This is a genomic window from Phenylobacterium sp., assembly GCF_031984885.1.
Lineage (GTDB): Bacteria > Pseudomonadota > Alphaproteobacteria > Caulobacterales > Caulobacteraceae > Phenylobacterium.
This window is the reverse complement of record NZ_DAMABV010000019.1, coordinates 19,417-44,833: the sequence shown is the minus strand read 5'-3', so window position 1 is coordinate 44,833 and position 25,417 is coordinate 19,417. Positions and strand designations below refer to the sequence as shown.

29 protein-coding genes and 2 tRNA genes are annotated in these 25,417 nt (G+C 67.8%); 5 read left to right on the top strand and 26 right to left on the bottom strand.

The genetic code is table 11. The features are described 5' to 3' along the window. Positions 1-157 precede the first annotated feature (157 nt). Genes RTL41_RS19290 through exbB form a run of 3 tightly spaced genes read right to left on the bottom strand, consistent with a single transcriptional unit; the run spans position 158 to position 2,209 of the window. Positions 158-871: an energy transducer TonB gene (locus tag RTL41_RS19290; RefSeq protein WP_312166827.1), complete on the bottom strand. Its 714-nt coding sequence runs from the start codon at positions 869-871 to the stop codon at positions 158-160. A 13-nt stretch (positions 872-884) separates the two neighbouring features. Continuing rightward, on the bottom strand, positions 885-1,316 hold the full coding sequence (locus tag RTL41_RS19285; protein ID WP_312166826.1) for a biopolymer transporter ExbD: 432 nt from the start codon (positions 1,314-1,316) through the stop codon (positions 885-887). Positions 1,317-1,321: 5 nt separating this feature from the next. Further along, positions 1,322-2,209 (bottom strand): tonB-system energizer ExbB, encoded by an 888-nt coding sequence (gene exbB / locus RTL41_RS19280; protein WP_312166825.1) that lies wholly within the window; start codon positions 2,207-2,209, stop codon positions 1,322-1,324. Positions 2,210-2,988: 779 nt separating this feature from the next. Between exbB and RTL41_RS19275 the strand changes: the two genes are divergently transcribed. Further along, on the top strand, positions 2,989-3,510 hold the full coding sequence (locus RTL41_RS19275) for a DNA-deoxyinosine glycosylase (protein WP_312166824.1): 522 nt from the start codon (positions 2,989-2,991) through the stop codon (positions 3,508-3,510). Between the two features lie 109 nt (positions 3,511-3,619). Here RTL41_RS19275 and RTL41_RS19270 read toward each other — a convergent pair whose 3' ends face one another. The 12 genes from RTL41_RS19270 to murA all read right to left on the bottom strand — a co-directional run bounded on the left by RTL41_RS19270 (position 3,620) and on the right by murA (position 12,062). Next, complete coding sequence (locus RTL41_RS19270) at positions 3,620-4,480, bottom strand: hypothetical protein (RefSeq protein WP_312166823.1); 861 nt, start codon at positions 4,478-4,480, stop codon at positions 3,620-3,622. A 223-nt stretch (positions 4,481-4,703) separates the two neighbouring features. Then, positions 4,704-4,779 (bottom strand) — tRNA-Phe (locus RTL41_RS19265). A 90-nt stretch (positions 4,780-4,869) separates the two neighbouring features. Continuing rightward, positions 4,870-5,034, bottom strand: coding sequence for a DNA gyrase inhibitor YacG (yacG, locus tag RTL41_RS19260; RefSeq protein WP_312166822.1), 165 nt, complete (start codon positions 5,032-5,034; stop codon positions 4,870-4,872). Further along, the gene (locus tag RTL41_RS19255; RefSeq protein WP_312166821.1) at positions 5,031-6,068 is read right to left on the bottom strand and encodes a ribonuclease E/G; all 1,038 of its coding nucleotides are present in this window, start codon (positions 6,066-6,068) and stop codon (positions 5,031-5,033) included. The genes yacG and RTL41_RS19255 overlap by 4 nt, the downstream gene beginning before the upstream one ends. Further along, entirely contained in the window at positions 6,065-6,646 is a 582-nt protein-coding gene (locus RTL41_RS19250) for a nucleoside triphosphate pyrophosphatase (protein WP_312166859.1), read from the bottom strand. Before RTL41_RS19250 ends, RTL41_RS19255 begins: the two co-directional genes overlap by 4 nt. Positions 6,647-6,662: 16 nt before the next feature. After that, a complete protein-coding gene (infA, locus tag RTL41_RS19245; protein WP_012522747.1) occupies positions 6,663-6,881 on the bottom strand; it encodes a translation initiation factor IF-1 in 219 nt (72 codons plus the stop codon). A 120-nt stretch (positions 6,882-7,001) separates the two neighbouring features. Then, entirely contained in the window at positions 7,002-7,463 is a 462-nt protein-coding gene (locus RTL41_RS19240; RefSeq protein WP_312166815.1) for a low molecular weight phosphatase family protein, read from the bottom strand. Positions 7,464-7,465: 2 nt separating this feature from the next. Next, the gene (locus tag RTL41_RS19235; protein ID WP_312166813.1) at positions 7,466-7,945 is read right to left on the bottom strand and encodes a UPF0262 family protein; all 480 of its coding nucleotides are present in this window, start codon (positions 7,943-7,945) and stop codon (positions 7,466-7,468) included. Between the two features lie 269 nt (positions 7,946-8,214). Further along, positions 8,215-8,838 (bottom strand): SH3 domain-containing protein, encoded by a 624-nt coding sequence (locus tag RTL41_RS19230; RefSeq protein ID WP_312166812.1) that lies wholly within the window; start codon positions 8,836-8,838, stop codon positions 8,215-8,217. A gap of 130 nt (positions 8,839-8,968) precedes the next feature. After that, positions 8,969-10,249, bottom strand: a complete 1,281-nt coding sequence (hisD, locus tag RTL41_RS19225) for a histidinol dehydrogenase (protein WP_312166811.1) — start codon at positions 10,247-10,249, stop codon at positions 8,969-8,971. Between the two features lie 90 nt (positions 10,250-10,339). Continuing rightward, positions 10,340-10,765, bottom strand: a complete 426-nt coding sequence (locus RTL41_RS19220; RefSeq protein WP_312166810.1) for a DUF2948 family protein — start codon at positions 10,763-10,765, stop codon at positions 10,340-10,342. 1 nt (position 10,766) lies between these two features. Then, a complete protein-coding gene (gene murA / locus RTL41_RS19215) occupies positions 10,767-12,062 on the bottom strand; it encodes a UDP-N-acetylglucosamine 1-carboxyvinyltransferase (RefSeq protein ID WP_312166808.1) in 1,296 nt (431 codons plus the stop codon). Positions 12,063-12,427: 365 nt separating this feature from the next. Here murA and RTL41_RS19210 point away from each other — a divergent pair. Beyond that, positions 12,428-12,502, top strand: a tRNA-Thr gene (locus RTL41_RS19210). A gap of 968 nt (positions 12,503-13,470) precedes the next feature. Here RTL41_RS19210 and RTL41_RS19205 read toward each other — a convergent pair. From RTL41_RS19205 to RTL41_RS19195, 3 genes are all read right to left on the bottom strand, one after another. Then, positions 13,471-14,805: a HipA domain-containing protein gene (locus tag RTL41_RS19205; RefSeq protein WP_312166806.1), complete on the bottom strand. Its 1,335-nt coding sequence runs from the start codon at positions 14,803-14,805 to the stop codon at positions 13,471-13,473. Next, positions 14,805-15,149, bottom strand: coding sequence for a helix-turn-helix transcriptional regulator (locus RTL41_RS19200; RefSeq protein WP_312166804.1), 345 nt, complete (start codon positions 15,147-15,149; stop codon positions 14,805-14,807). The genes RTL41_RS19205 and RTL41_RS19200 overlap by 1 nt, the downstream gene beginning before the upstream one ends. 182 nt (positions 15,150-15,331) lie before the next feature. Continuing rightward, entirely contained in the window at positions 15,332-15,577 is a 246-nt protein-coding gene (locus RTL41_RS19195; protein WP_312166802.1) for a hypothetical protein, read from the bottom strand. 421 nt (positions 15,578-15,998) lie between these two features. Between RTL41_RS19195 and RTL41_RS19190 the strand changes: the two genes are divergently transcribed. Beyond that, the gene (locus RTL41_RS19190) at positions 15,999-16,202 is read left to right on the top strand and encodes a hypothetical protein (protein WP_312166801.1); all 204 of its coding nucleotides are present in this window, start codon (positions 15,999-16,001) and stop codon (positions 16,200-16,202) included. Between the two features lie 32 nt (positions 16,203-16,234). On the opposite strand, the gene RTL41_RS19185 is transcribed toward RTL41_RS19190, so the two are convergent. Then, complete coding sequence (locus RTL41_RS19185; RefSeq protein WP_312166800.1) at positions 16,235-18,694, bottom strand: PAS domain S-box protein; 2,460 nt, start codon at positions 18,692-18,694, stop codon at positions 16,235-16,237. Positions 18,695-18,951: 257 nt separating this feature from the next. On the opposite strand from RTL41_RS19185, the gene RTL41_RS19180 reads away from it, so the two are divergent. After that, positions 18,952-19,653, top strand: coding sequence for a glutathione S-transferase (locus RTL41_RS19180; RefSeq protein WP_312166799.1), 702 nt, complete (start codon positions 18,952-18,954; stop codon positions 19,651-19,653). 24 nt (positions 19,654-19,677) lie between these two features. On the opposite strand, the gene RTL41_RS19175 is transcribed toward RTL41_RS19180, so the two are convergent. From RTL41_RS19175 to RTL41_RS19165, 3 genes are read right to left on the bottom strand one after another with little or no spacing between them, the layout of a single operon-like run. Beyond that, entirely contained in the window at positions 19,678-20,070 is a 393-nt protein-coding gene (locus RTL41_RS19175; RefSeq protein ID WP_312166797.1) for a hypothetical protein, read from the bottom strand. Continuing rightward, entirely contained in the window at positions 20,067-20,381 is a 315-nt protein-coding gene (locus RTL41_RS19170) for a hypothetical protein (protein ID WP_312166796.1), read from the bottom strand. The genes RTL41_RS19175 and RTL41_RS19170 overlap by 4 nt, the downstream gene beginning before the upstream one ends. Beyond that, positions 20,378-20,872 carry a DUF2231 domain-containing protein gene (locus RTL41_RS19165; RefSeq protein ID WP_312166794.1) on the bottom strand — a complete coding sequence of 165 codons (495 nt, stop codon included), beginning with the start codon at positions 20,870-20,872 and terminating at the stop codon, positions 20,378-20,380. Before RTL41_RS19165 ends, RTL41_RS19170 begins: the two co-directional genes overlap by 4 nt. A 63-nt stretch (positions 20,873-20,935) precedes the next feature. Between RTL41_RS19165 and RTL41_RS19160 the strand changes: the two genes are divergently transcribed. Continuing rightward, positions 20,936-21,571: a TIGR02281 family clan AA aspartic protease gene (locus tag RTL41_RS19160; RefSeq protein ID WP_312166792.1), complete on the top strand. Its 636-nt coding sequence runs from the start codon at positions 20,936-20,938 to the stop codon at positions 21,569-21,571. A gap of 19 nt (positions 21,572-21,590) precedes the next feature. Here RTL41_RS19160 and RTL41_RS19155 read toward each other — a convergent pair whose 3' ends face one another. The 4 genes from RTL41_RS19155 to RTL41_RS19140 all read right to left on the bottom strand — a co-directional run bounded on the left by RTL41_RS19155 (position 21,591) and on the right by RTL41_RS19140 (position 25,416). After that, positions 21,591-23,288, bottom strand: a complete 1,698-nt coding sequence (locus RTL41_RS19155) for an HAD family hydrolase (RefSeq protein WP_312166790.1) — start codon at positions 23,286-23,288, stop codon at positions 21,591-21,593. Beyond that, a complete protein-coding gene (locus RTL41_RS19150) occupies positions 23,263-23,451 on the bottom strand; it encodes a hypothetical protein (RefSeq protein ID WP_312166788.1) in 189 nt (62 codons plus the stop codon). The genes RTL41_RS19155 and RTL41_RS19150 overlap by 26 nt, the downstream gene beginning before the upstream one ends. 20 nt (positions 23,452-23,471) lie before the next feature. Beyond that, complete coding sequence (locus RTL41_RS19145) at positions 23,472-24,767, bottom strand: fumarylacetoacetate hydrolase family protein (protein WP_312166787.1); 1,296 nt, start codon at positions 24,765-24,767, stop codon at positions 23,472-23,474. A 118-nt stretch (positions 24,768-24,885) separates the two neighbouring features. Then, positions 24,886-25,416, bottom strand: coding sequence for a cupin domain-containing protein (locus RTL41_RS19140; protein WP_312166785.1), 531 nt, complete (start codon positions 25,414-25,416; stop codon positions 24,886-24,888). Position 25,417 lies beyond the last annotated feature (1 nt).

Below are 25,417 nucleotides of genomic sequence, written 5' to 3'. Positions count from 1 at the left end.
AGCGGCCCTTCTAGTCGCACCGCGCCGCGCGATCAAGGGTTCGCGCCTGCGGCCATGTGTTCTCCCGCAAAGAATTTCGCACGCCGCCTTCGCGGGCAAAGAAAAAGCCCCGGAGCCGAAGCTCCGGGGCCTGATCCTTTGGTCGGATCCGACGGGCTTAGCCCTTCGGAAGCACGAAGCGGATCGGGATCCGCACCGTGCCGCCCTCGACGGGCGCGCCGTCCTGGGTCTTCGGACGCATCCGGAAGAGCTTGCTCAACCGCATGGCCGCAGAGCCGAAGTCCTGGTTCGCGGGTTCCTCGGAAACCACTTCGCAGTTCTCGAGGCTCCCTTTCGCCGTCACCGAGCAGCTAAGCGTAGCCCGGCCCTCGACGTTCATCCGCATCGCGCGATCCGGATAGTACCGCGCGATGTCCTCGCCCGAGGGACGACGAGCCCAGTCCGGGTTCGTAATCACCGACGGACGCGGCGGGGCCGGCGGGGCGGCCTTCGGCGGTTCCGGCGTCTCGATCCGCTTCTCGACCGGGGGAACCGGCAGAGGGGGGATCTGCGGAATGTCGGCCGGCACGTTCACCGGAGGCCGCGGTTGCAGCTTCGGCGGAGGCGGCGGCGGCGTGTTCGGCGGCGGCGGCGGGGGCGGCGGAGGCGGCGGCGGCGCGGGCTTGATAATAGCCACGTCCGTCACGTCATCCGAGTACTCCCGATACTTGGGCTCGAACTTGGACTTGTACAAATAGTAACCAAGACCGGCGTGCACGATGATGGAGCCGACAATGGCGACAGTGACGCCAGTGTTCCGCTTCTTCTTCGGCTCGTCGAAGACACTGCGCTCGTGGTGCTCTTGGTGGGTAGTGTCGGTGGTTTCAGCCATTCGTCACCCCCTCCTAGTTCTTGTCTTCGCCGATCAGGGCCACGCTGTAGAAACCGTTGTCCTGAAGCATGTTCATGACGCCCATGAAGTCCCCGTAGAGGACGTCCTTGTCGGCGCGGATGAAGATGCGTTCCTTCTCCGGATTACGTTGCCCGATCGTGCTGCGCAGATTGTCTCCGATGTCCGCCATCTCCACGCGGGTGTCACCGATGTAGATGGTGCCGCCAGCCTGGATGCTGATGTAAACGGGTTTCGGAGGGTTCGTAGATGGTTTGGCGACCGCGGGCGGAAGATTAACTTGCACGGTCACGGCGGCCATGGGCGCCGCAACCATGAAGATGATCAGGAGCACCAACATAACGTCCACGAAGGGCGTCACGTTGATTTCGCTGTTCGCCTCGACCGCGTACCTGCCACCCCCAGAACCTGAGAGTTTGGCTCCCATGTGGGTTACGCCCCTTTGTCGAGCTGCCGCGAGATGGCGTTCATCAGTTCAGCAACGAAGCCTTCCGTGCGCGCGCCGTAAGCCGAGATGCGGGTCTGGAAGTAGTTGTAGAAGATAACGGCCGGGATAGCGGCGAACAGACCAATACCGGTGGCGAGCAGCGCTTCGGCGATGCCGGGGGCGACGACGGCCAGGTTGGTCGTGTTGGTGTTCGCGATGCCGATGAAGGAGTTCATGATCCCGTACACGGTGCCGAACAGACCGATGAACGGACCGGACGAACCGACGGAGGCCAGGAACTGCATGCCGCTCGACAGACGCTTGCCGAGGTTGGCTTGGACCGCGCCGACCGCGGCTTCAGCCCGGTGCAGCGTGGTTTCGCGGTGGGTGCCCGAGACGGCCAGGCCGGCTTGACGGGACAGTTCGACTTCTTGGGTCGCCGCGGCGGCCATGTCGGCCAGCGGGTTGCCTTCGAATTCGTCCGACAGGGCGATGCGGCCGATGTCGTTCACCGACTTGGCGCCGCGGAAAGCTTCGACGAAGCGGTCCGAGGTTTTGTTCAGCGAGCCGAACTCGAGCAGCTTGGTGACCAGCAGGGTCCAGGAGAGGATCGAGGCCAGAACCAGGCCGATCATGACGACCTTAACGACCGGTTCGGCGTCAAGGAACATCTGCATGACGGTCAGCTTGCCGGCATGTTGGATTTGTTCCGGGGCCACGTCGGCGGCCGGATCAGCGGCCGGGGCGGCGGCGTCGGCAGCCGGGGCGGCCGCGGCGTCGGCGACGGCCGGAGCAGCCGGGGCGGCTTCCTGCGCGAACGCCGGCGCGCTCGCCATCAGCGCGACCGCGCCAATGAGAGCGATGAAAGGGGTCTTTCGTTTATTGTCGAGCATCTGTCGCCAGTTCCTGATTGGTCTAGCACGTTTGGACCGAAGGGTCGTCGCGCGAGAGCGTCTCCCACCCTAACTAAATAGCCCGTCGCCCTGCCTGGTCGCCCAGCCAAAGCGCGAGAGCCGCTTCGCTGCGCCCGACCCTGGCGCCTATTTCCACGTACGTGAAACTGGGCGTTCGGATACGGGAGCGAAATCGCGCTCCCCGAGGGGAACCCGAAATCTTACCGCAATGTTAGACGTGCGGCAGGGGTCCTTTGGCAACCCCTTTTCCAAGCGTCAAGAGGCCATGCTGAGGGGTGCGACCCCAGGAAGTCGGGGCGGACGAGCGTAATGTTGCGGCGCACAACGGCCGGCCCAAGCAAAGCACGCCGAATTTCTACTTTTGGCGCCGCTTTTATGTTGCGACGCAGCATTCCTGGCGGAACGCGGGTCTCAAAATAACCGCGCCCAGCCTGACCATTCGGCGCCCGTCCGCATGAATTTCGGTCATCGGACCATCGCGCCGGGGACATGAGAGTCCGAGCCCCCCGAGTCAACCGGCGTTCGGCAATCGGCCCTGCGACGCCCACCAAGGCGTGTCCCGGGCGCCACGGCCGGGCGGCAGGGCCGCGACGCCCGCGTCGGGCAGATTCGGCCCCATATCCGCCGCGGCCGCCCCCTTAACGAAACGGAAACCTCGTCTGCGGGCCTCGAAACGCAAAAATCGGCGCCGAAAACGCGCCGACGCGGTGTCGGCGCGGCCGCTGGCCGCGGCGCCGACCTTGGGCGATGATCGCGCCATGCCCCAGTCCGCCGCCGACCGCCGCAAGGCCTCCTTCGCGCCCGTCGCCGACGCGCGCACCCGCCTGCTGGTGCTCGGCAGCCTGCCCGGCGAGCGCTCCCTGGCCGCCGCCCAATACTACGCCAACCCGCAGAACCAGTTCTGGCGGCTGATGCAGGAGGTGACCGGCCGGCCGCTGGCCGCCCTGCCCTACGCCGAGCGCCTGGAGGCCCTGCTCGCGGCCGGCGTCGGGCTCTGGGACGTGGTCGGCTCGGCGGTCCGCCCCGGCAGCCTCGACACCGCCATCCGCGACCACCGGCCCAACGCCCTGCCGCAGCTCTGCGCCCGCCTGCCGGCCCTGCGCGCCGTCGCCTTCAACGGCGGCAAGGCCGCCGCCCTCGGCGCCAGGATCCTCGCCGAGCGCACCGACCTCGCCCTGATCGCCCTCCCCTCCAGCAGCCCCGCCCACACCATCGGGTTCGAGCGCAAGCTGGCGGCGTGGACGGCCATGAGGGAGGTGCTGAAGGACGCGCGCGCCTAGCCAGCGACGATCCAGCCGCGGACGAAACTGCATGTAGAAGAATAGGGAAAGCAGTGCGCGGGCGGTGCGCCACTCGCGAAGCACGTCGGAGCGGAACGAGGTCTCGGTTTTAGCGTGCCGCGACCAGGCGCCGCTCAAGCGTCTCGCTGGTTGTCCGACTTTCCAGCCGGCCATTCGGACGCCCGATTTCGAGCTTGGTTACCGTGGCTCGCCGCCACACATCCCCCGCAGAGGAGATCTCAAACGTCACGGCGACGGTTCCGGAAACAGTATCCTTGGCGCGCTCCCGAAGCGCTTCCTCAAGGGTCAGCGGCTTCTTCATGAGCTGTGCGACCGCGATGTCGGTTTCCGCTTGAGCTCGGCGCACTGCGTCAGGATCGACTGGCGTCTCGGCGACGAGGGTCGATCCCGAGGCGCCTCTTGTGAGACGTGCCGCTCCACCTGCGTCGGGGGATTTATACAACGCTCCCTCACGGGCTTCGAACGACGTCAGATCGAACCTCTCGATCATCCCAATCACCGACTGTGGGTCGCAGTCGATGCGGAAGGCGTTCCAAGTGAAAATGAGCTGGCCGCAATGGGCACGGGTCATCCCGCCGCTCTTGAGCCAACCATCGATGCGCGCCTCCAGTTCCGCGGGGTTACTCAACCGCGTAGCGCCATCGACTCGCTTGAAGACCCGAGCTGGCAAATGCCAGTCGCTCGCCCGCTCTTGCGCCGTCGCATCCTTCGGCAAGTCGTATTGCAACTCCAGGCCGTCGGCCCGCACTTCGACGACGCTTTCGATCAGCGTGTCTTTATCGTGTGAGCTTGCTGTGCCGCCCTGGTTGTCCTGCTCCGCCATCTCGCGGGTGAGCGTGAGTTCGTAAATATCGCCGGGTTTGGGCTCCGCGCGGGATGCTTGCGCGTGGACACCGTCAACCATCGCAAGCAACACCGCGACTGTTGCCAAGAAGCTCAGCCATTTCATCCGCTGAAGATGGCGCACTCGCGGCTAAGCTGACAATGCCGCGCGCACCGCTGTGCTCCTGGCTGAGCCCCGAAAATGCGTGAAAAATGCGCGACCGCCCACGAAAGGCCCGGAAAGATCGGGACAAATCTCTGATTTTGCTGAAAATTCCTGAAGAGATATCTCGGGCGTCGCCGCGCATGGGCCGCACACCGCTTAATCGTTGATTTAATTGAAAAAGAAATGGTGCCTGGGGGCGGATTCGAACCACCGACACGCGGATTTTCAATCCGCTGCTCTACCAACTGAGCTACCCAGGCCCTGGCCGTTCCGCGGAGGGCGAAAGCAGGTCCCGCCTGCGCGGGAGCCGCGTCTATAGAAGAGGCGTCCTCGCCTGTCCAGCGGCGGATTCAGTCTTCTTCGCTTCCGTCGTCTTCCGCCTCGTCGTCCGTCGACGGAATGGCGTAGCGGCCGCTCAGCCAGCGCTGCAGGTCCACGTCCGCGCACCGCTTGGAGCAGAACGGCCGGTACTCCTGCTGGGCCGGCTTGCCGCAGATCGGGCACGGCGCGCTCATGGCGCCCTCACCTCGAAGCGCTCGCGCGCCAGGGCCGGTTCGGGGCGAATCGTGAAGCGCGCGCCGATCTTGCCGGCCAGTTGCTCGGCATAGGGCCCGGCCGCCTGCGCCACCGCCGGATGGCACCTGGCCTCCAGCCGCGCGCCGGGCTCGACCGCGCCCTCGGTCTCGATCGCCCGGATCAGGCGCAGCGCCAGGGTCAGGTCGCTCAAGTTCCCGCGCCCGTCGCAGAGGATGTCGCTCAACGGCGCCGTGCGCCGCGGAATGGTCATCTCCATGGTGCCGAAACGCCCGACTGGGCCGATCGCAACACCGGGATTGTCGGGGCCGAACGCGGCCCGCGCCGCGGTCAGCAGCGCATTGCCGTCGTGGCCGCGCCCGACCAGGTCGAACACCACGATGCCGCCCAGCCCCTTGAGCCGCAGCAGCCGCGCGCCCTGGGCCAGGGCCGCGTGGTTGGCCGCGCGGGTGACGCGCTTGACGTCATTGCCCTTGCGCTCGCCGATGTCGACGTCGATGGCCACCAGCGCCCGCGTCGGCTCGATGGCGATGTCGCCGCCGCCGGGCAGCTTGTGGACGACCTGCAGCGCCTCGTCCTGCGCCTCGTCGGCGACCAGCCGGGCCTCCCGGCCCTCGATGATCTCGGCGTCGCGGGCGAAGGCGGCCAGTTGTTCGGCCAGGCTCGGCGCGGGGCTCAGCAGCCTGGGCGCCCCCTGCGCCGGGCCGATGACCCGCACCGTGGCCAGCTTGCCGTCCCGCGGCTCGCTGCGGATCTCGACCTCCAGCGACTGGCCCTCGACCGGCCGCGCGTCGGGCCTGAACGACAGCAGCGCCTCGACGCCGCCCAGGTCGACGAAGGCCGAGGCGAAGGCCGGCTCGACCTTGCGCACCCGGCCCACATGCCGCGCGCCCAGCCGGGTGCGGGCGTCGTCGCCGTCGCGCTCGATCAGCAGCCGCTCGGGCGCGCCGTCCAGCAGCAGCACCCCGCGGCTCTCGCCGATCCCGCGATCCAGAAAAAGAGTGCGCCCGCTCATGCCGAGGCGAATCCCACGCCGCGCAGAAGGTTCAGCGTCTCATAGAGCGGCAGGCCGACCACCGCCGGATAGGAGCCCTGGATCGAGGTCACGAACGCGCCGGCCTTGCCCTGGATCCCATAGCCGCCGGCCTTGCCGACGCCCTCGCCGCCATCGAGATAGGCCTCGATCTCGGCGCCGGTCAGGCGCTTGAAGTGCAGGCGGCTCTCGACCAGCCGGCTGGCGGTCCTGCCCCCGGGCGCGGCGACGGCCACGCCGGTCAGCACCCGATGCGCGCGGCCCGACAGCAGCTCCAGGCAGCGGCGGCCCTCCTCGCGGGTCTCCACCTTGGGCAGGATGCGGGTCCCGACGCTGACCACCGTGTCGGCGGCCAGCACGAAGTCGCCCGGCCGCGCCTGGGCGACCTTCGCGGCCTTGGCGCACGCGAGGCGCAGCGCCGTCAGGCGCGGGGTCTCGGTCTTGAGCGGGGTTTCGTCGATCTCCGCGGCCACGATCTCGTCGGGCTCGAGCCCGACCTGGCGCAGGAGATCCAGCCGCCTGGGACTTGCTGAGGCCAGCACCAGGCGCTGCGGCGGCATCTTCGGCAAGCGGCCTCTAGCGGACGCGGAAGGTGATGCGGCCCTTGGTCAGGTCATAGGGCGTCATCTCGACCAGCACCTTGTCCCCGGCCGACACGCGGATGCGGTTCTTGCGCATCTTGCCGGCGGTGTGGGCGATGATCTCGTGGTCGTTCTCGAGTTTCACGCGGAAGGTCGCGTTGGGCAGGACTTCGCTGACCACGCCCGGAAACTCCAAAAGCTCTTCTTTAGCCATGCAGGCTCCCAAGTGGTGTTTATCGAATCACCAACGGCTCGCGCTGTGTGTCGCGGCGCGAGCCGTGGCGTGCAATCCAATTATGGCGCAGAGGGCTTTACGCCCTCAACGGCCGGAAGGCTAGCGCGGGAAGCGTTCGGCGATCCGCTTGGCCAGATGATCGCGCACCTCGCGATAGGCCGCCAGCCGCGCCTCGCGCGATCCCTCGGCCAGGGTCGGGTCGAAGGTCGGCCAGTATTCGATCTCCGCCGCGCGGCCGCGGGTCATCTCCACCGCCCGGTGCTGCGCCTCGGGCGTCAGCGAGATCACCAGGTCGAACGAGGCGTCGTCCAGCTCGTCGAAGGTCTTGGGCGCGTGGTCGGCCAGGTCGACCGAGATCTCCCCCATCACCGAGCGTACGAACGGGTCGGCCCCCTCGCCCGCCTCGGCCGGCTCGTGCTTGAGGCCGCAACTGTCGACATAGACCCGGTCGCCCAGGGCGCGCTTCAGCAGCGCCTCGGCCATGGGCGAGCGCACGCGGTTGAAGTTGCAGGCGAACAGAACGGCGCCCGGCAGCGGCGCCCTCGGCTGGGATGACGCCACCTTCAGCCTCGCCAGTGCAGGGCGCAGATCAGCGTGAACAGCCGGCGCGAGGTGTCGAGGTCGGTCTCGACCTTGCCCTGCAGCCGCGTCCGCAGCAGGTCCGAGGCCTCGTTGTGCAGCCCCCGGCGGCCCATATCCAGCGCCTCGATCTGCTGGGGCGAGGAGTTGCGGATCGCCTGGTAGTAGCTCTCGCAGATCATGAAGTAGTCTTTGATCAGCCCGCGGAACGGCGAGAGCGAGAGGATGTGGCGCTTCTCGTAGTGCGGGCCGCGCACGTCCAGCACCAGCCGGTTCTCCATCAGCCCCATGCGCAGGTCGTAGGGGCCGCTCTCGGCGCCTTCGGGATTGAAATAGTTCTCCTCCAGCAGGTCGAAGATCGCGATCTGCCGCTCCTGCTCCTGGTCGCGCGAAACCGCGGCGAGGGATTCCTCGTCGATCTCGACTGACTGCAGGCGGTGCTTGATACGGTCTTCGTCGGCCATGGCGCTGCGAAAGAGGGCTTGACCGGAGCTTTATTGCAAACCGCCCCCTGACGTCATCCTGCCAAGTGCGATCTTGCCCCCCGCGCACAAGAAAAGACGCCCGGCGTGTTCACCGGGCGTCAGGTCAGGCGGATTCGAGGCTGCCGGGGGCGATCGCCTAATGACCCGACCTTGCCCACGCTCTCTGATCGTCATCCCCGGCCGCGCATGCGTGCCGGGGATGGCCAGGACCTCACGGCCCGCCCATGACGAACCATGGATGGTCCTGCCTAGTAGCGGGCGTACTGGTAGCCCGTGGGCCGGACATAGGCGCCGTGGACATAGCCGACGCCGACGCCGCCCTGGCCGACCAGGATCCAGTCGGTGCCGCGCACCCGGGCCAGGGCCTGGAAGCTCTCGCCGGCCCGCAGCGTCCCCACCCGGGCCGCATGGGTGGTCGGCGCCGCGCGCAGGTTCAGGGTCGAGCGGGCGACGAACCCGCCGCCGTCGCGCTGGAAGGTCGCGGGGGCGACGTCGCGGTTCAGGCGATAACCGTTCTGGGTGTAGGTCGCCGGGCGATACGACGGCTGGGCGTAGCCGCCGCGCGCCGCCTCGTCCCGCTGCATCTTGCAGCCGACATACGAGCCGGTGGCCGCGCCGGCGACGGCGCCGATGGCCGTGCCCGTGCCGCGGTCGTTCTTGGCCAGGTTCGAACCGGCCGCCGCGCCGACCAGGGCGCCGATCAGCGCGCCGCCGGCCTGCTTGTTGCCCTGGGCGTCGCAGCTCACCACCGAACCGATCCCGCCGCCGGTCGGCGCACGGTATTGCTGGGCGTTGGCGGTCCCGACCGCGCTCGCCGCGATCACGCCGGACAGGGCGACCACAGCCAGCTTGCCGTTCATCAGATTGCGCATTTGCTGGTCTCCGTCATTCATCTCTTGGCGGCCGGTGCGGCCCCGATGACGCAGACCCTAGCGGCCGCGACCTGAACGGCCTCCGGGACGAGATCGACAGGAACTGTTCAGCTTCGTTGCGCGGGGCTCGCTACTGCCCCAGCCGGATCGCCGCCGAGCGCGCGTGGGCGGGCAGCCCCTCGGACTCGGCCAGCGCCACCGTATGCGGCCCCAGCACCGCGAACGCCGCGGCGTCGCACTTCACGATCGAGGTGCGCTTGATGAAGTCGTACAGCGACAGCCCCGACGAGAACCGCGCCGCGCGGCTGGTCGGCAGCACGTGGTTGGAGCCGGCGACATAGTCGCCGATCGCCTCGGGCGTCACCCGGCCCAGGAAGATCGCCCCGGCGTGGCGCACCTTGTCCGACAGCCGCTCGGGGTTCTCCAGGGCGAACTCGACGTGCTCGGGCGCGATCAGGTCGACCAGGCGCGGGGCCTCATCCAGCGGCGCGATCACCACCGCCCCGTGGTCGCGCCACGAGGCCGCGGCGTCCTCGCCGGTGGTCAGGGTCGCCAGTTGCTCCTGCACCTGCGCCTCGACCGCGGCGGCGAAGGCTTCGTCGTCGGTGATCAGGATCGACTGCGCGGCCGGGTCGTGCTCGGCCTGGCTCAACAGGTCGGCGGCGATCCAGTCGGGGCGGTTGGCGCCGTCGGCCACCACCACGATCTCCGAGGGCCCGGCCAGGGCGTCGATGCCCACCGTGCCGTAGACCCGCCGCTTGGCCGCGGTGACATAGGCGTTGCCCGGCCCGACGATCTTGTCGACCGGCCTGATCGGCCCGGCGCCATAGGCCAGCGCCGCCACCGCCTGCGCCCCGCCCACGCGCCAGATCTCGGTCACGCCGGCCTCCTTGGCCGCGGCCAGCACCGCCGGCTGCAGGCGTCCGGGCGGGGTCACCATGGCGATGCGCTCGACGCCCGCCACCCTGGCCGGCACCGCGTTCATCAGCACGGTCGAGGGATAGGCCGCGCGCCCGCCGGGCACATAGATCCCGACCGCCTCCAGCGGCGTCCAGCGCCAGCCCAGCTCCACCCCGGCCTCGTCGACGAAGGCCGCGTCCGCCGGCCGCTGGCGGGCGTGATAGGCGCCGATCCGCGCCGCGGCGAAGGCGATGGCCTCGCGCACAGCCGGCGGGCACTGGGCCGCGCCCTCCTCGATCTCCTCGGCCGAGACGCGGATGTTGTGCTCGTCGATCTCGACCTTATCGAACTGCCGGGCGAAGCGCAGCAGCGCCTCCAGCCCTTCGGCCCGCACCGCCGCCAGCACGTCGCGCACGGCGGCGTCGACCTCCTCGGGCGTCTCGCGACGCTCGTCGATGAAGGCGGCGAAAGCGGCTTCGAAGCCGGGCTCGGAAAAGGAGAAGCGGCGCATGCGCGCTCTTTAGACGCCAGGGCTTTGCAGGGCTAGGGTCCCCGCTCATCCCGGCGAAGGCCGGGATGAGCGGGTAAGGGGCCTTACGCCCTAAAGATCGTGCTTCGGCGTCCGCGGCGTCGCCCAGGGGGCGCTGACGTCGGCCAGCACCACGTCCAGGCATTCCACCTGCGCGCGCAGGTCGCCGCCGCCGGCGAAGGTGAAGCTGACCGCCCCGCCCGGCGCCTCGCCCGGCTCGAACCCCACGTCCAGCAGTTCGATCACCGCGTCCCTAGCGTTGCGGCGCAGCTTGCGGGCCTGGACCTGCAGCACTCCGCCGAGCTGCAGCGCCGCGCGCACCCGCTCGCCGCCCTCGCCTTCCCAGCGATAGCGGTTGAACGCCAGGGTCAGCCGCCGCGCGGCCGGCTCGTAGGAGATGTCGCCGATCTTGCCGACCGCGTCCTGCAACGCCGCGGCGATCACCTTCAGGTCCTCGGCGTCCTCGGCGAGCAGCCTCAGCGGGGTCGCTTGCGTCATCTCATTCCTCCGGCTCGCCGCCGCCGGCTCCGGCGATCCGGCGCACGTTCGCCCCGCAGGCGCTGAGCTTTTCTTCCAGGCGCTCGAAGCCCCTGTCCAGATGATAGACGCGGCTGACCATGGTTTCCCCCCGCGCGGCCAGCGCGGCGATGACCAGCCCGACCGAGGCGCGCAGGTCGGTGGCCATCACCGGCGCCCCGTCCAGCGACTCCACCCCGCGCACCCGCGCCTCGCCGCCCTGCACCGAGATCTCGGCCCCCAGCCGCGACAGCTCCGGCGCGTGCATGAAGCGGTTTTCGAAGATGGTCTCGCGGATCACGCTCTCGCCGTCGGCCAGGGTCATCAGCGCCATGAACTGCGCCTGCAGGTCGGTGGCGAACCCCGGATAGGGGTCGGTCGCGATCTCCACCGCCCTCAGCCGCCCGCCGTTGCGCCGGATGGTCATGCCGTCGTCGTGGCGCGTCACCTCGACCCCGGCCTCGACCATCTTCACCAGCAGCGCGTCGATGAAGTCGCAGCGGGTCCGGGTCAGCCGCACCTCGCCCCCGGCCATCGCCGCGGCCAGGGCATAGGTGCCGGTCTCGATGCGGTCGGGGATCACCGAATGGGTCGCCCCGTGCAGCCGCTCCACCCCCTGGATGACGATGGTCGAGGTCCCCGCCCCCGACACCTTGGCCCCCATGGCGTTGAGGCAGTCGGCCAGGTCGCCCAGCTCCGGCTCGCAGGCGGCGTTCTTCAGCACCGTCTCGCCCTTGGCCAGCACCGCGGCCAGCATGGCGTGCTCGGTCGCCCCCACCGAGACGAACGGGAAGACGATCTCCGCCCCGGCCAGGCCGCGCGGGGCCTGGGCGTAGACATAGCCCTCGTGCAGGTCGATCGACGCGCCCAGCGCCCGCAGCGCCTCCAGGTGCAGGTCGACCGGCCGCGCCCCGATGGTGCAGCCGCCCGGCAGCGAGACCTTGGCGTGGCCGGTGCGCGCGATCAGCGGCCCCAGCACGTTGAACGAGGCCCGCATCTGGCGGACCAGGTCGTAGGGGGCGAGCGCGCTGACGATCTCGCGGGTGTGCAGCACCGTCTCGGCGCCGTCCTCGCCCTCCTGCTCGACCACCTCGGTTCCCAGCCGCCGCAGCAGCCGCGCCAGCAGCCGCGTATCGGCCAGGCGGGGCATGTTGGTCAGGCGCAGCGGTTCGTCGGTGAGCAGGCTGGCCGCCATCAGCTTGATGGCGGAATTCTTGGCGCCGCTGATGGGGATCTCGCCCACCAGCCGTGCGCCGCCGGTGATGGCGATGCGATCCAAACGTGTCCCTCGGCGGGTCCTGGCGCGATGGTCGCGCTTGTCGAACCCCTCGGCCGCTATCTATCGCGCCGCTGCGGCGCCGAAAAGCGGCAGGCCCGCCGTGGGACCCGCCTTCACGAAGCCTTGTCCGATTCGTCCGCCCCCGGCGCGGGCGGCTGCGGCGGCTTGGGGCCCGCCTTGCGCCGGCGCAGATTGGCCCGCAGCGCGGCCGCCAGTTGCGCCTCGCGCGCGTTTGCGGGGGTTTTGTCCTGCTTTCCCATCGAAAACCGGGGTGCGGCGAGACGGCCCACAGGTCAAGCGCAGTTTCTGCATATTGGGGCTTTCCACCGGCGGCGGGTTTGGCTATAGCCCCCGCCTCGCCTTTCGCCGCCGTAGCTCAGTGGTAGAGCGCATCCTTGGTAAGGCTGAGGTCGGCAGTTCAATCCTGCCCGGCGGCACCACGGTCCTCTAAGTGTTTCAAGCACTTAGAGGACCACCAGCTCCCCACAATCTGGCTTATGGCTATGCTAGTAAGCATATAGTAAGCGGCGCGGCCCCGTTTAGCGGGCGACAAAAGCCGTCGTTGGACGAGCATTTGGCCGCCCTACCGCCGCCAACGATCCTGATGGAGTCGCATTCAAGGTCGCCGCACCGGTGATTTGTTCACGCGATCCGGGGGCCGAGTGACCGATGCGACGCAACCGCTGAGGGGCTTCGGCAAGCTCTCCCTCGAACGCGGCCGCGAGATCGCCAGCAAGGCTGCGCGCACGTCGAGCCCACGGGCCGCAGGTTCTCGCATGCCCGGCGCCCTTGCCGCGCGGGGCCGGCCGCATCGACGGAGAGAATCTTAGCAGGCAACGTGCAACCGCGCCGCCATGTGCAACTCTAGAAGGGTCCGAGAGGAGCCCGTTTCCATCGCCGGAAGAGCGAGACCGTCAAAGGCGACGCTTCGATCCGCCGTCGCAACTCTGCGGCGAGGCCGGCCGAGGCGGTAGCCGCGACAGCGACCACGACCTCACGCCCCCCCTCCCCCGCAGTTCCGGCGGCGACTCCGACGATTTCCGGCTGCGCACCGCATGGACGTCGAGCGACAATCAGGTCGCCGGCTGAGGCGCGGCCTATCAGCCAAGACGCCGTTGGAGGCTCTCGCCCGCCGACGAAAGGCAGCAGTGCAGAAATCTCCGCCAGCGCCTGGTCATCCAGTTCGTTTGCGGACAGACGCGCGAAGCCCAACTCCCGCCTTCCCATGAGCGCCCCCAACTTACGCTGGAGAACCATTGCGTCGCGATTCTCGGGGCCTCGGAAGTCCAGCTGCCGCGATCACGCCCCGGCACTGGGCCAAGAGCGCGTCCCGATCGCTCGATCCTGAGCGCACAAAGATGCTCACCATCCGCTACCGGAAGAACCCGCGGGCGAAGAAGAGTAACAATCACCACATCCCGCTGCTTGCGGTCTCCGAACGCGACGCGAGGAGCCGGAACGATCGTTCGATGTCGCCGATCCAATGATCATTCACCTGTGCAGCTTCAGCGAATTCCTGCCAGCGGCTGACGGCGGTTACGACTTCGTCGAGGATCTCGCGGGTGCGGGGGTGACTAAGGGAGGCGTTGTCAGCGAAATCGTCGAAGTCGGCGCGTTCGAAGCCGTCGCGTTTGCCGTTCATCGACATCTGGTGCTGCGACGTCCACTCGCCCGTCGGGTTGTAGGACCACGTGATGTCGAAGGCTGGAGAGAGGGACCAAGCGCCCCCCTTGTCCATGAGGAAGGCGATGTTCTTGACGTGGTCGTCTTGATTTCTCGCAACGATGTTGAAGGCCATGCGACGGAACTGCTCCTCAAGCGCGGCCATCGGTAGACCAAGTTGGCGCATGATCAAGATCGCCTGTTCGTAGGAATGAGCGCCGGCGTCGTTGAAGTCGAAGTGCGCGAGAGCGGCTAGAGACTGTGCATGAAGCTTCTCGCCATCGGCCAGGCGGTCGAAGCGGCGGGTCATGAAGTGCCGCCGGCCGCCTTCTTCCATTAGCCGAGTCTCCGGCATCTTGATTCCGGCGGCGCGCGCCATTAGCGAATAGGCGAACTCGACGGCGCTATAGCCCTTCGGATCAGCGAGTTCCCGATCCCTATTTCCTTCGACGCCGTCAAACTTGATCAGCCAGTACTCGAAGTCTGGCCCGGCATCGACCTGACCGGATCTCACCTCATTCGTGGCTGGGTTCCAGGCGATCACCGCCTTTGCTCGGGCCCCGCCGGCAGAGGTGCCGACACGAAGGATGTCGCGCAGCGCGTCTGCCTTCCTCTCATCCGTGAAGGAGGCCCTCAGGTTGTTGCGGTGGGTCAGGACTTCCGAAGCTAGCTCAACCAGCCGGTCGAGTTGGATACGGTTCGCTTTGCGGGGGCGGGGTCCAATCGCAGGCGAGAATTCTAGTGCGCCCATGCCGCGCGCCCCGGTGTAGCAGAGGCGCTCGACGGCGTTGAAGCTCTCCGGCGAGCGCCCTTGGGTCGCCAGCCAAGCATCAATGAGGGTGTTGCCGTAGCGATCGGGCAAGGAGTCGGCGAGCATCCCGGGGAGTCCGTGGAAGCTTCGTTGGTTTAGGGCGGGGAAGCTGAATACCCCCGGCCCAAGCGGCATCATAAGCGGCGCCACCTGGATGCCGCTGGAGAGGAACGCCGGATCGTACTGAAAGCTCGTGACGGTTTCCCCGTCGAGGAGGGAGACCGCGCCGATGCGACGGCCCCAGAGGCGGACCTCCGCGAGGGTCGGCATTAGCGCTTACCCCAGGTCCATGGCGCGCTCGAGCTTGAAGGAGCAGAGCTACGGACCCGCTGACGCATCTTGCCGTGGCGCTCAAGCATTTCGATTGGGCGCGGCCCGCTCGGGGGGAGTAGGAGTTCAAGGTTCTCCAGCGCCCCAAGCGCACGAAGCGCCCGTAGCAAATTGCCAAGCTGCGTTGACGACCCGTTTTCGAGGCGTTCGATCGTGCTCTTTGAAACGCCTGCCGCCTCGGCGAGGTCGGCTTGCGTCCAGGCTCGATCTAAGCGGAGGCGCGAAATGCGTTCGCCAATCTCGCTAAGCGCGGCTTCGTCAGTGAGGAAGTTTGTGAACTTCATAAGTCGTCACTCCTGATGCCTTGCGTGGGTTTTTCCTCGTATACCATCAAAAGTGATGAATTGTGGAACTTGATTTTATGAATCACTAATTCCGTGAATTTGCCGATTTAAGGCTAAAAACCCCCACAACTCGTCATAATTGATGAATTATACATCACCATTCGAACCACGTTAGACCCCGCTCAGCGCCGCTTTTCGCGCACCGATCGGCGCACGGCTTCCCAGGTTTCGGGGTCCATCAGTTTGAGGATCGGTAGCAGGAGGGCGCAGACCAGCCCGACCACGATCGTCACCAAGGCCCTGAAGGTCCACCAGGCCAGCACGGCGATGATCGAGATCAACCAGATGACGGGGGCGCCGCCGACGCCGATCAGTATCAGCATCAGCATCAGCATCAGCAGCAGAAACGCCAAGATGATCCAGCTCATCAGCGGTCTCCTGGGGCGCGAAAGGGCCGTTGTCCGGGCGGTGGAGCCCCTGGCGACCGCGGCGCTCCCCTCCGCCGCCTTTGGAGGTTTCGGAAGGCGGATCCGGAAGCCCACCTCAAGCGATCCGAAATAGATCGTGGGAGGTTCATACTCCCGCGCGTCGAGGCCCCGTCGAGCCAGAGCGCCGCGTGGTGGGCGCAGCCTAGAAAGTTGTTGACGCGAGAGCCGGAGAGACGGGGCGTGTTCATGCCGCTGTCTTAGGCCGTGACTACGCCAGATTTGGTCGGAGACGCATGGCGGCTAGACGCGGAAGCGGCAGATACAGAACTGAAATTTCAGAGCGCCATCGCGTCGGTGAAGCCTCACCGCGGGCATGCATACCCGGCGTCGCCAAGGTCGCCGTTGTCGCCAGAAGCACCCGATGCTGGACGAGGTCCCGGTGTCCTTCGTCACCCCCATGAGGGATGCGACCGACGATCTGGTCCAGCGCATCCAGGACGCCTGCGCCCTGGCCCTGGCCAGCTTCAAGCAGCCGCATGGAATCCGCCTGACCGCCGACCTGCTCCGCTCGATGGTGGAAAAGGTCGCCACGGCCGAACTGCGCGCGCTGCTCGCCCGAGACTAGTTCGCGCCCGCCGCCCCAGCCCAGGGCCAGGCTCAGTTCCCGCGGTCCTGGCCGGCCTCCGGGCGCTCGCCGCCGGTCAGGCGTTCGCTGGATACCGAGATGCTGACGACGAGGCCCTCCTGCCGCCATTCGCGGCTGATCTCGCCAGCCAGTTGTCCCTTTACCGTGGCGCCGATCAGTTTGAATCCGAACCCCTCGGCGACCTGGGCCGTGCCCCCCGGCCCGCCGCGCTCGATCCAGATCAGCGTAAAGCGCTCACCTGCCTGGGCGCAGGAGACCTTGATGTGCCCGGTTTCGCTCGACAGCGCGCCATACTTGGCGGCGTTGGTCGCCAGTTCGTGGAGCAGCAGGGCCAGCGCGGTCACCGCTCCGCCGTTCAGTGTCACGTCCGGCCCTTCGATCGCGACGCGGGCGCCAGTGTCGTCGTAGGGCGAGAGAATGGTTGCAATCAGGGCGTGGAGGCTGGTCGCTCCGACGGCGCCGCGGCCCTCAAGCGTCAAGGAATGGGCTCTGGCCAGGGACGCCAGGCGCTCGCGAACCATGCTGGCCAACTGGGCCGGATCGGCGGCTTGGCGAGCGCTCAAGGTCACGAGGCCCCCGGCCAGCGTGAACAGGTTCTTGATCCGATGATCCATTTCGCGGAGCAAGAGCTCCCGCCGCGCCTCGGCCTCCCGGCGCTCGGTGATGTCCCGGGCGATGGTCGACGCGCCCACGATCATGCCATCGGCGTTGCGCACGGGAGATACCGACAACGACACCGGCAACTCCTGTCCGTTCTTGCACAGCCGGGTGGTCTCCAAGGGTGGAATGCGCTCACCCGCCCGAATCTTGGCCAGGATGCGCCCCTCCTCTTCGAGGCGATCGGTGGGAACCATCATCATCATCGACTTGCCGATGACGTCGTCGGCGCTGTAGCCGAGCATGCGTTCGGCCGCGTCGTTCCAACTGGTGATGATCCCGTTGAGGTCCTTGCCGAGGATGGCGTCTTCCGAGGATTCGACGATCGCTGCCAGCCGCTGGGCGGCAAACTCCGCTTGCCGCCGCTGCTCGATCTCCCGCTGCTTGGCGGCCAGCAGCCCGGCATGATCCAGGGCGATGGCGGTCTGGGCCGCGATGGCGCTGACCAGGTCTTCATCCTCCTGGCTGAAGGCGCCGGGCTGCTCATGTCCGAAGAACAGCCCTCCGTGCACCTCCCCTGAGCGCGAGACGACCGGCGCCGCCAGATAGCTGAGGAGCGGGGGATGGCCCGCGGGCATGCCGAAATGCGGCGCGCGCTGCCCATAGCGCGGGTCCAGGGTCACGTCGTCGACGCGGACGACTTCCTCGCCGCGAAAGGTCGGGCCGAAGAGGTCGGTGACATGCGGCGATCCCATGTTTCCGAAGGCCTCACGCGAGCCCCCTGACAGGGCCTGCAACTGATAGCCGTCCTCGCCGCCATCGCGCGGATTGTAGAAGAACGCCCCGAACCGGGCGCCCGTCAGGCGAGTCGCGCTGTCGGTCGCCTCCTGCAAGATGTGGTTGAGTTCGAGGTCGCTCGACAGGGTGCGCATGATGCGGTTGAGCAGTTCCATGCGCGTCGCGTATCGCCGCAGCGCCGCCTCGCCCCGCTTGCGCGTGGTGATATCGAGGCCGATGCCGACCTGCGTGGCGTCCGAAAGCCTGACGTTGGCCCAGCTGGTTTCCACGCGCCCGCCGGCGCGTGTGGCCATCGACACGTCCAGCCAATCCTCCGGGCAGGCTTCCATGAAGGCGCGGACCTTTTCGCGGACTTCAGGATCGGGGAGCAGGCGCTCCATCAGGGCCGTATCGGCGGGCTCGCTACTCCACCCGAGGACCTCTTCGAACGCCCTGTTGACGCGGAGCAAGGCCCGCCGCGGTTCATAGACCGTGATCATCACCGGAATGCGGTCGATGATGGACTGCAGCAGCTCCCGCTCCAGGCGAAGCGCCGTCTCCGAGCGCAGGCGCTCCAGGCTGAAGCTCACCTGCCGCCCAATCGTCAGGGCCAGCTCGATATCCTGGTCGCTGAAGCGCCTGGGCTTCGCATAGTAGATCATGAACTTGCCGATGACGCCGCCGCTGGCGGTCAGGGGTATGAAGGCGAGACTGCGGACATCCTCGGCCAGGATCGTATGCTTGAGCGGGTCGTCGGTCTGGGCGACGTCCTCCACCATGATCGGCCGCGCGTCGGTCTCGCCCTGACGCCAGGGTGTGTGGCCGGCGACCGCCTCGCGATACTCGGCGGACAGACCCCGCCAGGCAGCAAAGCGCATCTCGCCGGCGTCGTCGAACAGCAGGATGGAGGCGCGCTCGCAATTCACCGCCTCGCAGATAGCGCCCAGCGCGGCGTCATAGACATCGTCGGCCGAGCGAGCGCGAAAGAGCCGGTCCGTGAACTGGTAGAGCACCGCGGTCTTGTCGGCGCCGCCGGTCACAATCGCGCCAGCCTCGCCGACGCGCTCGGACAGGGTGACACGGTTCAGCTCAGACATCGACGCACCGCCTGAGATCGGGGCCTGCCTGCTGGTCTACTCCCAAGGCCGGCTTGAGCCCAGCAACTCTGTGCGCATTCAACGCCGCCGCGGCCGATCGGACCCAAGTCTCCCCCAACGCGCCCTCCCCCTCCTGAAGCATAGCTTGGACAGGCTGAACTCATGCCGAGCCCCGGACGTTCCCACGCCGCCGGTTCGTCGCGTGAACGGACCTGCCCCGAGGACGTTGCGCGTGAAGCATCGCCGGGAGTCGCCATATGACCGACTACGATCTCTACTACTGGTCCGTGCCCTTTCGCGGCCAGTTCGTGCGCGCCCTTCTGGCCTACGCCGGCAAGACCTGGACCGAATGCGGCGATGCCGCGATCTCCAGGCTTATGGAGGGAGCAGCGGGCGACATGCCGGTCCCCTTTATGGGGCCGCCGCTGTTGATCGACACCAAGGCGGACTTCGCCGTCGCCCAGACGCCGGCCATCATCCTTTATCTGGGCGAGACGCTGAACCTCCTGCCGGACGCCCCCAGCCTGCGCGCCCTGACCATGAAGACCGTCAACGACGCCAACGACGTGATCGACGAAATCACCCTGGATGGCGGCCGCGAGATGTGGACGGAGAAGCGCTGGCAGGACTTTGCGCCGCGCCTGAAGAAATGGATGTCGCTCTGGGAGGAGACCGGTAGCCGCCATGGCTTGAAGAAGGACGCCGGCCTCCTGCTGGGCGGCCAAGCGCCGGGCGTCGCGGACGTCGTGACGGCCACTCTCTGGACGACAATGGCCGACCGGTTCGGCGCGATCGAGGCGATCCTGGAAGACGCCGCGCCCATGACCGCCGCGCTGTCGCGGCGGGTCGCAAGCCTGCCGCCGCTGGCCAGACTGGCCGCCCAGGCGCGGGAAGACTACGGCGACGCCTATTGCGGCGGCCAGATCGAGGCTTCGTTGCGCAGGGTGCTGAACGCGTGAGCACGCCGCGCGCGCCTCAGAACCTCACCAGCACCAGTGACTGCCAGGCCACCGCGACCAGAGCGAGGCCCGCACCCACCGCGCCCAGATGCCGACATAGAGCCGCGCGCCGTCAGCGCTGGCGGTCAGCGACTTGGTCCAATGGTGATTGAGCTGGGAGGGCAGCTTGCTCACCTCCTCGCCGCGTCCGGTGAGGCGCGTCTGGCCCTGCTGGTAGGGAAAGCGCAGCAGCGCGTCCTGGTTGGCGACGTAGAGCGCCCCGTCGACGAAGGCCAGGCCGTAGGGAGCGTTCAAGCCGTCGATGAAAACTGTGCGCAGCTCGGCGCGCCCATCGCCATCAGCGTCGCGCAGCAGGGTGATCCGGTCCCCGCCCTTCACGCCAGTCTTGCCCAGGCTCTTGATATAGCCGGCGATCACGTCCTTGGGCCGGATGACCGGGGCCCCGCCCCGGAGCCTTCGGCGACCAGAATGTCGCCATTGGGCAGGACCAGGATCTGGCGGGGCACCTTCAGATCGCTGGCCATCGGCGTGATCGAAAAGCCGTCGGGGACGGTGGGAACCCTCCCCTCCCATCCCACGGGTCTGGCGATCTTCATCGGCGGCGGCAGCGTCGCGTCGATTTTCGGCAGCTGCGGCTGCGGGCCGGTCTGCGCAAGGTTGCGATCGCCGCGGCCGCAGGCCGCCAGGGCGAGCGACACGACGACCAGAGCGAGCAGACGTCCGGTCATCGCTGGGTCCTCCCCAGGGTGGAGTATCCGATCCAGCCGGCCAGAAGCGCGGTGAACGTGGACATCAGGGAGAGCGGGAGCCCGGTCGTCTCCACCGAACTCCAGCCGTCCCGGCTGTGCTGGAAGGCGTTGAACAGGCCCGCGAGCCACATGATCGCGACCAGCAGCAGGTACGCCCCGGCCCTGATCCGGCCGGTCCGGCGTGGAAAGATCACGCTGGCGACCGACCAAACGAGGACCAGCGCTCCGACGAGCAGGGCGCCGGCGATCATCCAGGCGGAAAAGTTCGACCACTGGAGTTCGGCGGTCTGCAGATAGGTGACGTCCGAGGCGAGCGCGCCGGTGAACAGGGCGATCGGAAACGCCAGAAGTTGGCGTGCAGGGGATGAAGCATCGGCCTCGCCGCCTCGGCGCCGTACATTGTCCGCTCCGACATCGCGGTCTCCCTTGGTGGCTCCGTACGCAATTCTTGTCCCGACTTTAGGTTTCACGTCGGCGCGTGGACGCGCTGTGCGGGCGGATCGAAACCACCGCTGCGCTGTTCAACCCAGATCATGCCGTTCACCGCCGAACCCGATTGGCGTCATCTGGCGCTGCTCGCCGTCGCCAGCGCCTTCCTGCTTGTCGTTCTCTTCAACATCCCGCGGATCGGGCCCTTCATCCGCGCGGCGTTCTCCTTCATGGTTCTGGCGCTGGGCCTGCTCGTCATTTTCCAGCGCGCACCCTTCGACCCCTATCTTTCGCAGCTCGCCGAACGTCTGGGCTTCGACAACCAGAGGGTGGTCGGGCGCGAAGTGCGGATCGCGATGTCCCCGGACGGACACTTCTGGGTCGCGGCCGCCATCAACGGCGCCGAGCGCAGAATGCTCGTCGACAGCGGCGCCACGGTCACCGCGCTCACGCCCGAGACGGCGCGGCTGGCCGGTGTGGAGGCCGACCTGAGCCTCGTGCCCCTTCGCGTGCGGACGGCCAACGGGATCGTGGAGGCCAGGGCCGGAACCGTCGAGAAACTCGACATCGGCGGCATCGAGGCGATGAACCTGAAGGTCGTGATTTCCCCCGCGCCTGGATCGATCGACGTGTTGGGGATGAACTTTCTCTCTCAGTTGAGCTCCTGGCGGGTGGAGGGGCGCACGCTGATTCTGACACCGCCCGCCCCGGCCGCGTCCGGCGCGCAGGACGCCCCCTGACGGCCGCTGCGCCGCGGCTTCAGCTCTGCGCCGGCGCCGTGTAGCGCCGCTCGATGATTTCGCGCATCCCCTTGCGGCTGGCTTGCGCATCGCCGGAGTCCTGCAGGCTCAGCGCCTCGTCCGCCAAATTCTCGTCCTTGATGGCGTCCCGGAACCAGCGGACATAGTCGCCGCGATGGAGATGATGCAGCCAGGTCGCATCGTCGACGCCGTCCGCCATCTGCAGGAAGACCATTAGGTTCTGGGCGCGCAGGTTGAGCGCCCCGTCGGGCCCCTGGAAGTAGAAGCTCTTGTCGGCGCCCAGTTCGCCCTCGGCGTACTTGCGGGTGTGCCTCTTGCGGGCCTGTTGCGGAGGATCGGCGGCGACCCAACGCGGCGGGCGGCCGGAGTCCAGGTCCCAGAACAGCACCAAGTCCTCGCTATCGGGCTCGGGGACGTCCGGGACGTCGACCTCCACCGCCGAACAGAAACCGGCCAACACCTCTGCGCCCTTGGGACCAACGCAGAGCAAGGTTCGCACCGCCCGCAGAGCCGCCGGCGTCATCTGGTCAGGGTGCACGGTGACGTAGATGACCGCGGAAAGCTCCGGAGGCAGCACCTCGCTGGCCTCGGCCGCAGGCAGCATGTGATGCGCCTCGTCGATCACCAGCCAATGCGGCCGTCCGCTATTGACCTGCAGCTCGCAGATCCGCCCGACGGTTTCCCGAAAGAAGGCGGGCCGGTCGGCGACCTTCAGGGCCAGCATGTTAATCACAAGCGGCGGGCTGCCCGGGTTCTCCAGAACGGTCATGGCCTCGGCCGCCACGGGCTCATGCTTGGCGTCGCCCAGGACGATCGCGCCTTCGAGTTCGTTGTAGTCGCCCTCCGGATCCAGCACGCACAATTGGAAGCTCTGGGCCGCCAGCTTCTCGATGAGCGCCGTCGCGAGCGTCGACTTGCCGAAACCCGAGGATCCGGCAATTAGCACGCCGCCGCGGTCGGCGGCCAAGCCTGCATCGGCGTCCGGAGCCAGAGCGATGGCGCGGGCTGAGGCGGCGGCGGCGATCAGGGGCGATGGTTCGGCAAGCAGAGCGTCGATCGCCTGCGCGACGCCCGCACCGTGATCAGCCGACGTCACCAGGGCGGCGGTGGCCTTCACCGCATCGAGCGCGTTCGCCACTGCGACCGAACACCCGCAGGCGGTGAGGAAGGCGTGGTCGTTCTCGGCGTCTCCGATCGCCACGACGTTCAGCGGTGAGAGTCTGAGCGCCTCCAGCGCCGCGGCTAGGCCCGTGGCCTTGTTTACGCCCGGAGGCAGCACCATCACGGCGCCCTTGTTGAAGATGATCTGCCACTCCAGGCCCGTCTCCCGGATCGCATCGAGCACGGCGGCCTCGTTCGGCTCCCAGGTCGCCACGATGCCGCGACCGATTGAGAGCGGTTCGACATGGCGCTCGCGCAGGGCGGCTATAAGTTCCGCCGGCGGCGGGGCGGCCACCAGCCGCTCCTCCTGGCTGGCCGGAAAATAGAGCAACGATCCGTTCTCGGCGACCACGAGATCGAAGAGGTCCAGCCGGTCGAACGCCTGCTTGAGGTCCGGCAACTCCCGACCGGTCACCATCAGCAGCTTTCTTCCGCTCGCCTTCAGCCGCTCCAGGGCCGCGATCGTGTCCTCATCCACGCGCCCGTGGTGAGCCAGGGTTCCGTCATAGTCAGTGGCGAACGCGATGAGCCGCATATGAGGCGAAGTCGCCCGCCCCCGGCGCGGTTCCCTCCGCCCGCCGGCGGACCTCAGCGCCAAGGGTGGCGAACAGCCGGCCGCAATAGCGGACCGCGACGCTCGATTCGATCTCCAGCACCCGCAGGCTGTCCAGAGGCCCGTTTTCAATCGACTTGCTCAACAGACTCTCCGGGACTGGATCTAGGGAACGAAGGCGACCGCCGGGACGACTTCGCCGGCGCAGACACCGAAGCCGATCGGCACGAAGCCCTCACGTTCGGCGCGGGCGGTCATGACCAGCTCGTCGCCGTCCTGCAGCCACAGGCGGCTCTCGCCGTTCGGCAGTCCGATGGGCACGCGGCCGCCGGTGATCTCGACCAAACACGCCGCGCTCGCCAGCGCCTCGCCCGACAAGGTGCCGGACGAAATCAGGTCCCCGGTCTCCAGGTTGCAACCACCGATGGCGTGGTGAGTGATCATCTGCTCGAAGCTCCAAGCTCCAGCCGAGAACCAGGTGTCGGTAAGCACGGCGGCCGGCGCGCCCTCGCTGCGCATCTGTGGCGTACGAAGGTGGGCGAAGAAGCGGATGGCGAGACCGCCGTCGGCCTCGTTGGCCGCGTCGACCAGGTGCGGCGGCGCCCGGGGCGCATCGGCCGGCCTGGCCGGCATGGCCTGGCGGAACGGGGCCAACGCCTCGGCGGTCACCACCCAAGGCGAGATGGTCGACCGGAACGCTTTGCCCTGGAAAGGGCCAAGCACGCTCTCCCAGTACTGGATGTCGCGCGCGGACCAGTCGTTGAGGAGGCAGTAGCCGAAGACATGACGGCGGGCGTCGGCCAGCCGGATCGGCGTCCCCAGCCCATTCGGCTGGCTGATGAAACAGGCGAACTCCAGCTCGTAGTCCAGCGCCCGCGTTGGTCCGAACTCGGCGCCCTCCGAGCCCCGGTACTGGCCGTGCGGCCGCTCCAGCGGTCGGCCTGATACGACGACCGACGATGCGCGGCTGTTGTAAGCGATCGGCAGCGTCCAGAAGCAGGGCGGCAGAACGCCCTGCGGCCGCGCCGGGCGAGGAGCGGCGATGTGCGGAGCCGAGGTCATGTAGTCGGTGAAGGCGCCAGGCTTCGTCGGCATGTGCAGTTGGGCCCGGGCCATCGGGACCAGGCATGGCTGAACCCCTTCCTGCTCGGTAGCCCCCATGGCCAGCAGGGCCTGCACCTCCACGCGCAGGGCCGAAACCGCTTGGGTGTCCGTCCCCATCAGTTCGCGCAGATCCGGCTCGGCGGCCGCCTGCGCGGCGGCGCCCCGCAGCAGCCCGGCGGCAAGCGCCGCCTTGATGTCGAGGATCTGGTCGCCGATGGCCATGCCGCCGCGCGGGGCCTCGCTGCCCTGGCTGAACACGCCGTGCGGCAGGTTCTGGATCGGGAAATCGGTGTCCGGAAGGTTTGCGGAGGTGACCCAGCTCTTGAGGTTCGGGTCGTGCGTGGCGTTGACGGTCATGATGTTCCCTTCCGCGCGTCCACCGACGCAGCCAGGTCAAATTCGGTGGACGACAAAATCGGTCAGTCAGTTGATTGAATTGAGGCGCAAGAAGGCTTGCTCCGAGCGATCAGGCAGGTTAGCGGGGCTGCGCCTCCCGATCGTCGACGAGCACCGCCATCATCAGGGCTGGGCTTTCGCCGCGGTTGACCCAGGCATGGCTGGTTCCGCGCTGCACGACCACGTCGAACGGACGTAGACCGACCTCGCCCTCATCGACCAGCAGGCTGACCTCGCCCTCCAGCAGTACGATGTAGTCGACGCTGGCCGTGCGATGGAAACCGGGGTGGCGGCCCTCCACGTGCGCGTCCGCCGCACCAACCTGGGCGTAGTAGGCGGAGGTCCGCCGACGCTGTTCGACCTCGTCGAGGTGCGCGCTGGCGCTCTCTGGCGGCACTCGGAAGAACCGGAACGTCGCTCCGCCCGGCGCCGGCGCGAGCGGGATATCGCCTTCGGCCGGATCGTCCATTCCAGAGGGCGCGCGGGTGGCCCAGAAGTTGATCAGGTAAGGGGCTTGGGCAGGTCCGAACAGGTTCGCGGCCGGGCCGTCCTGGGCGATGATCGAGCGGCCCTGGCTGTCGTGGCCGGTGACCACGCGTCGGAAATTCATG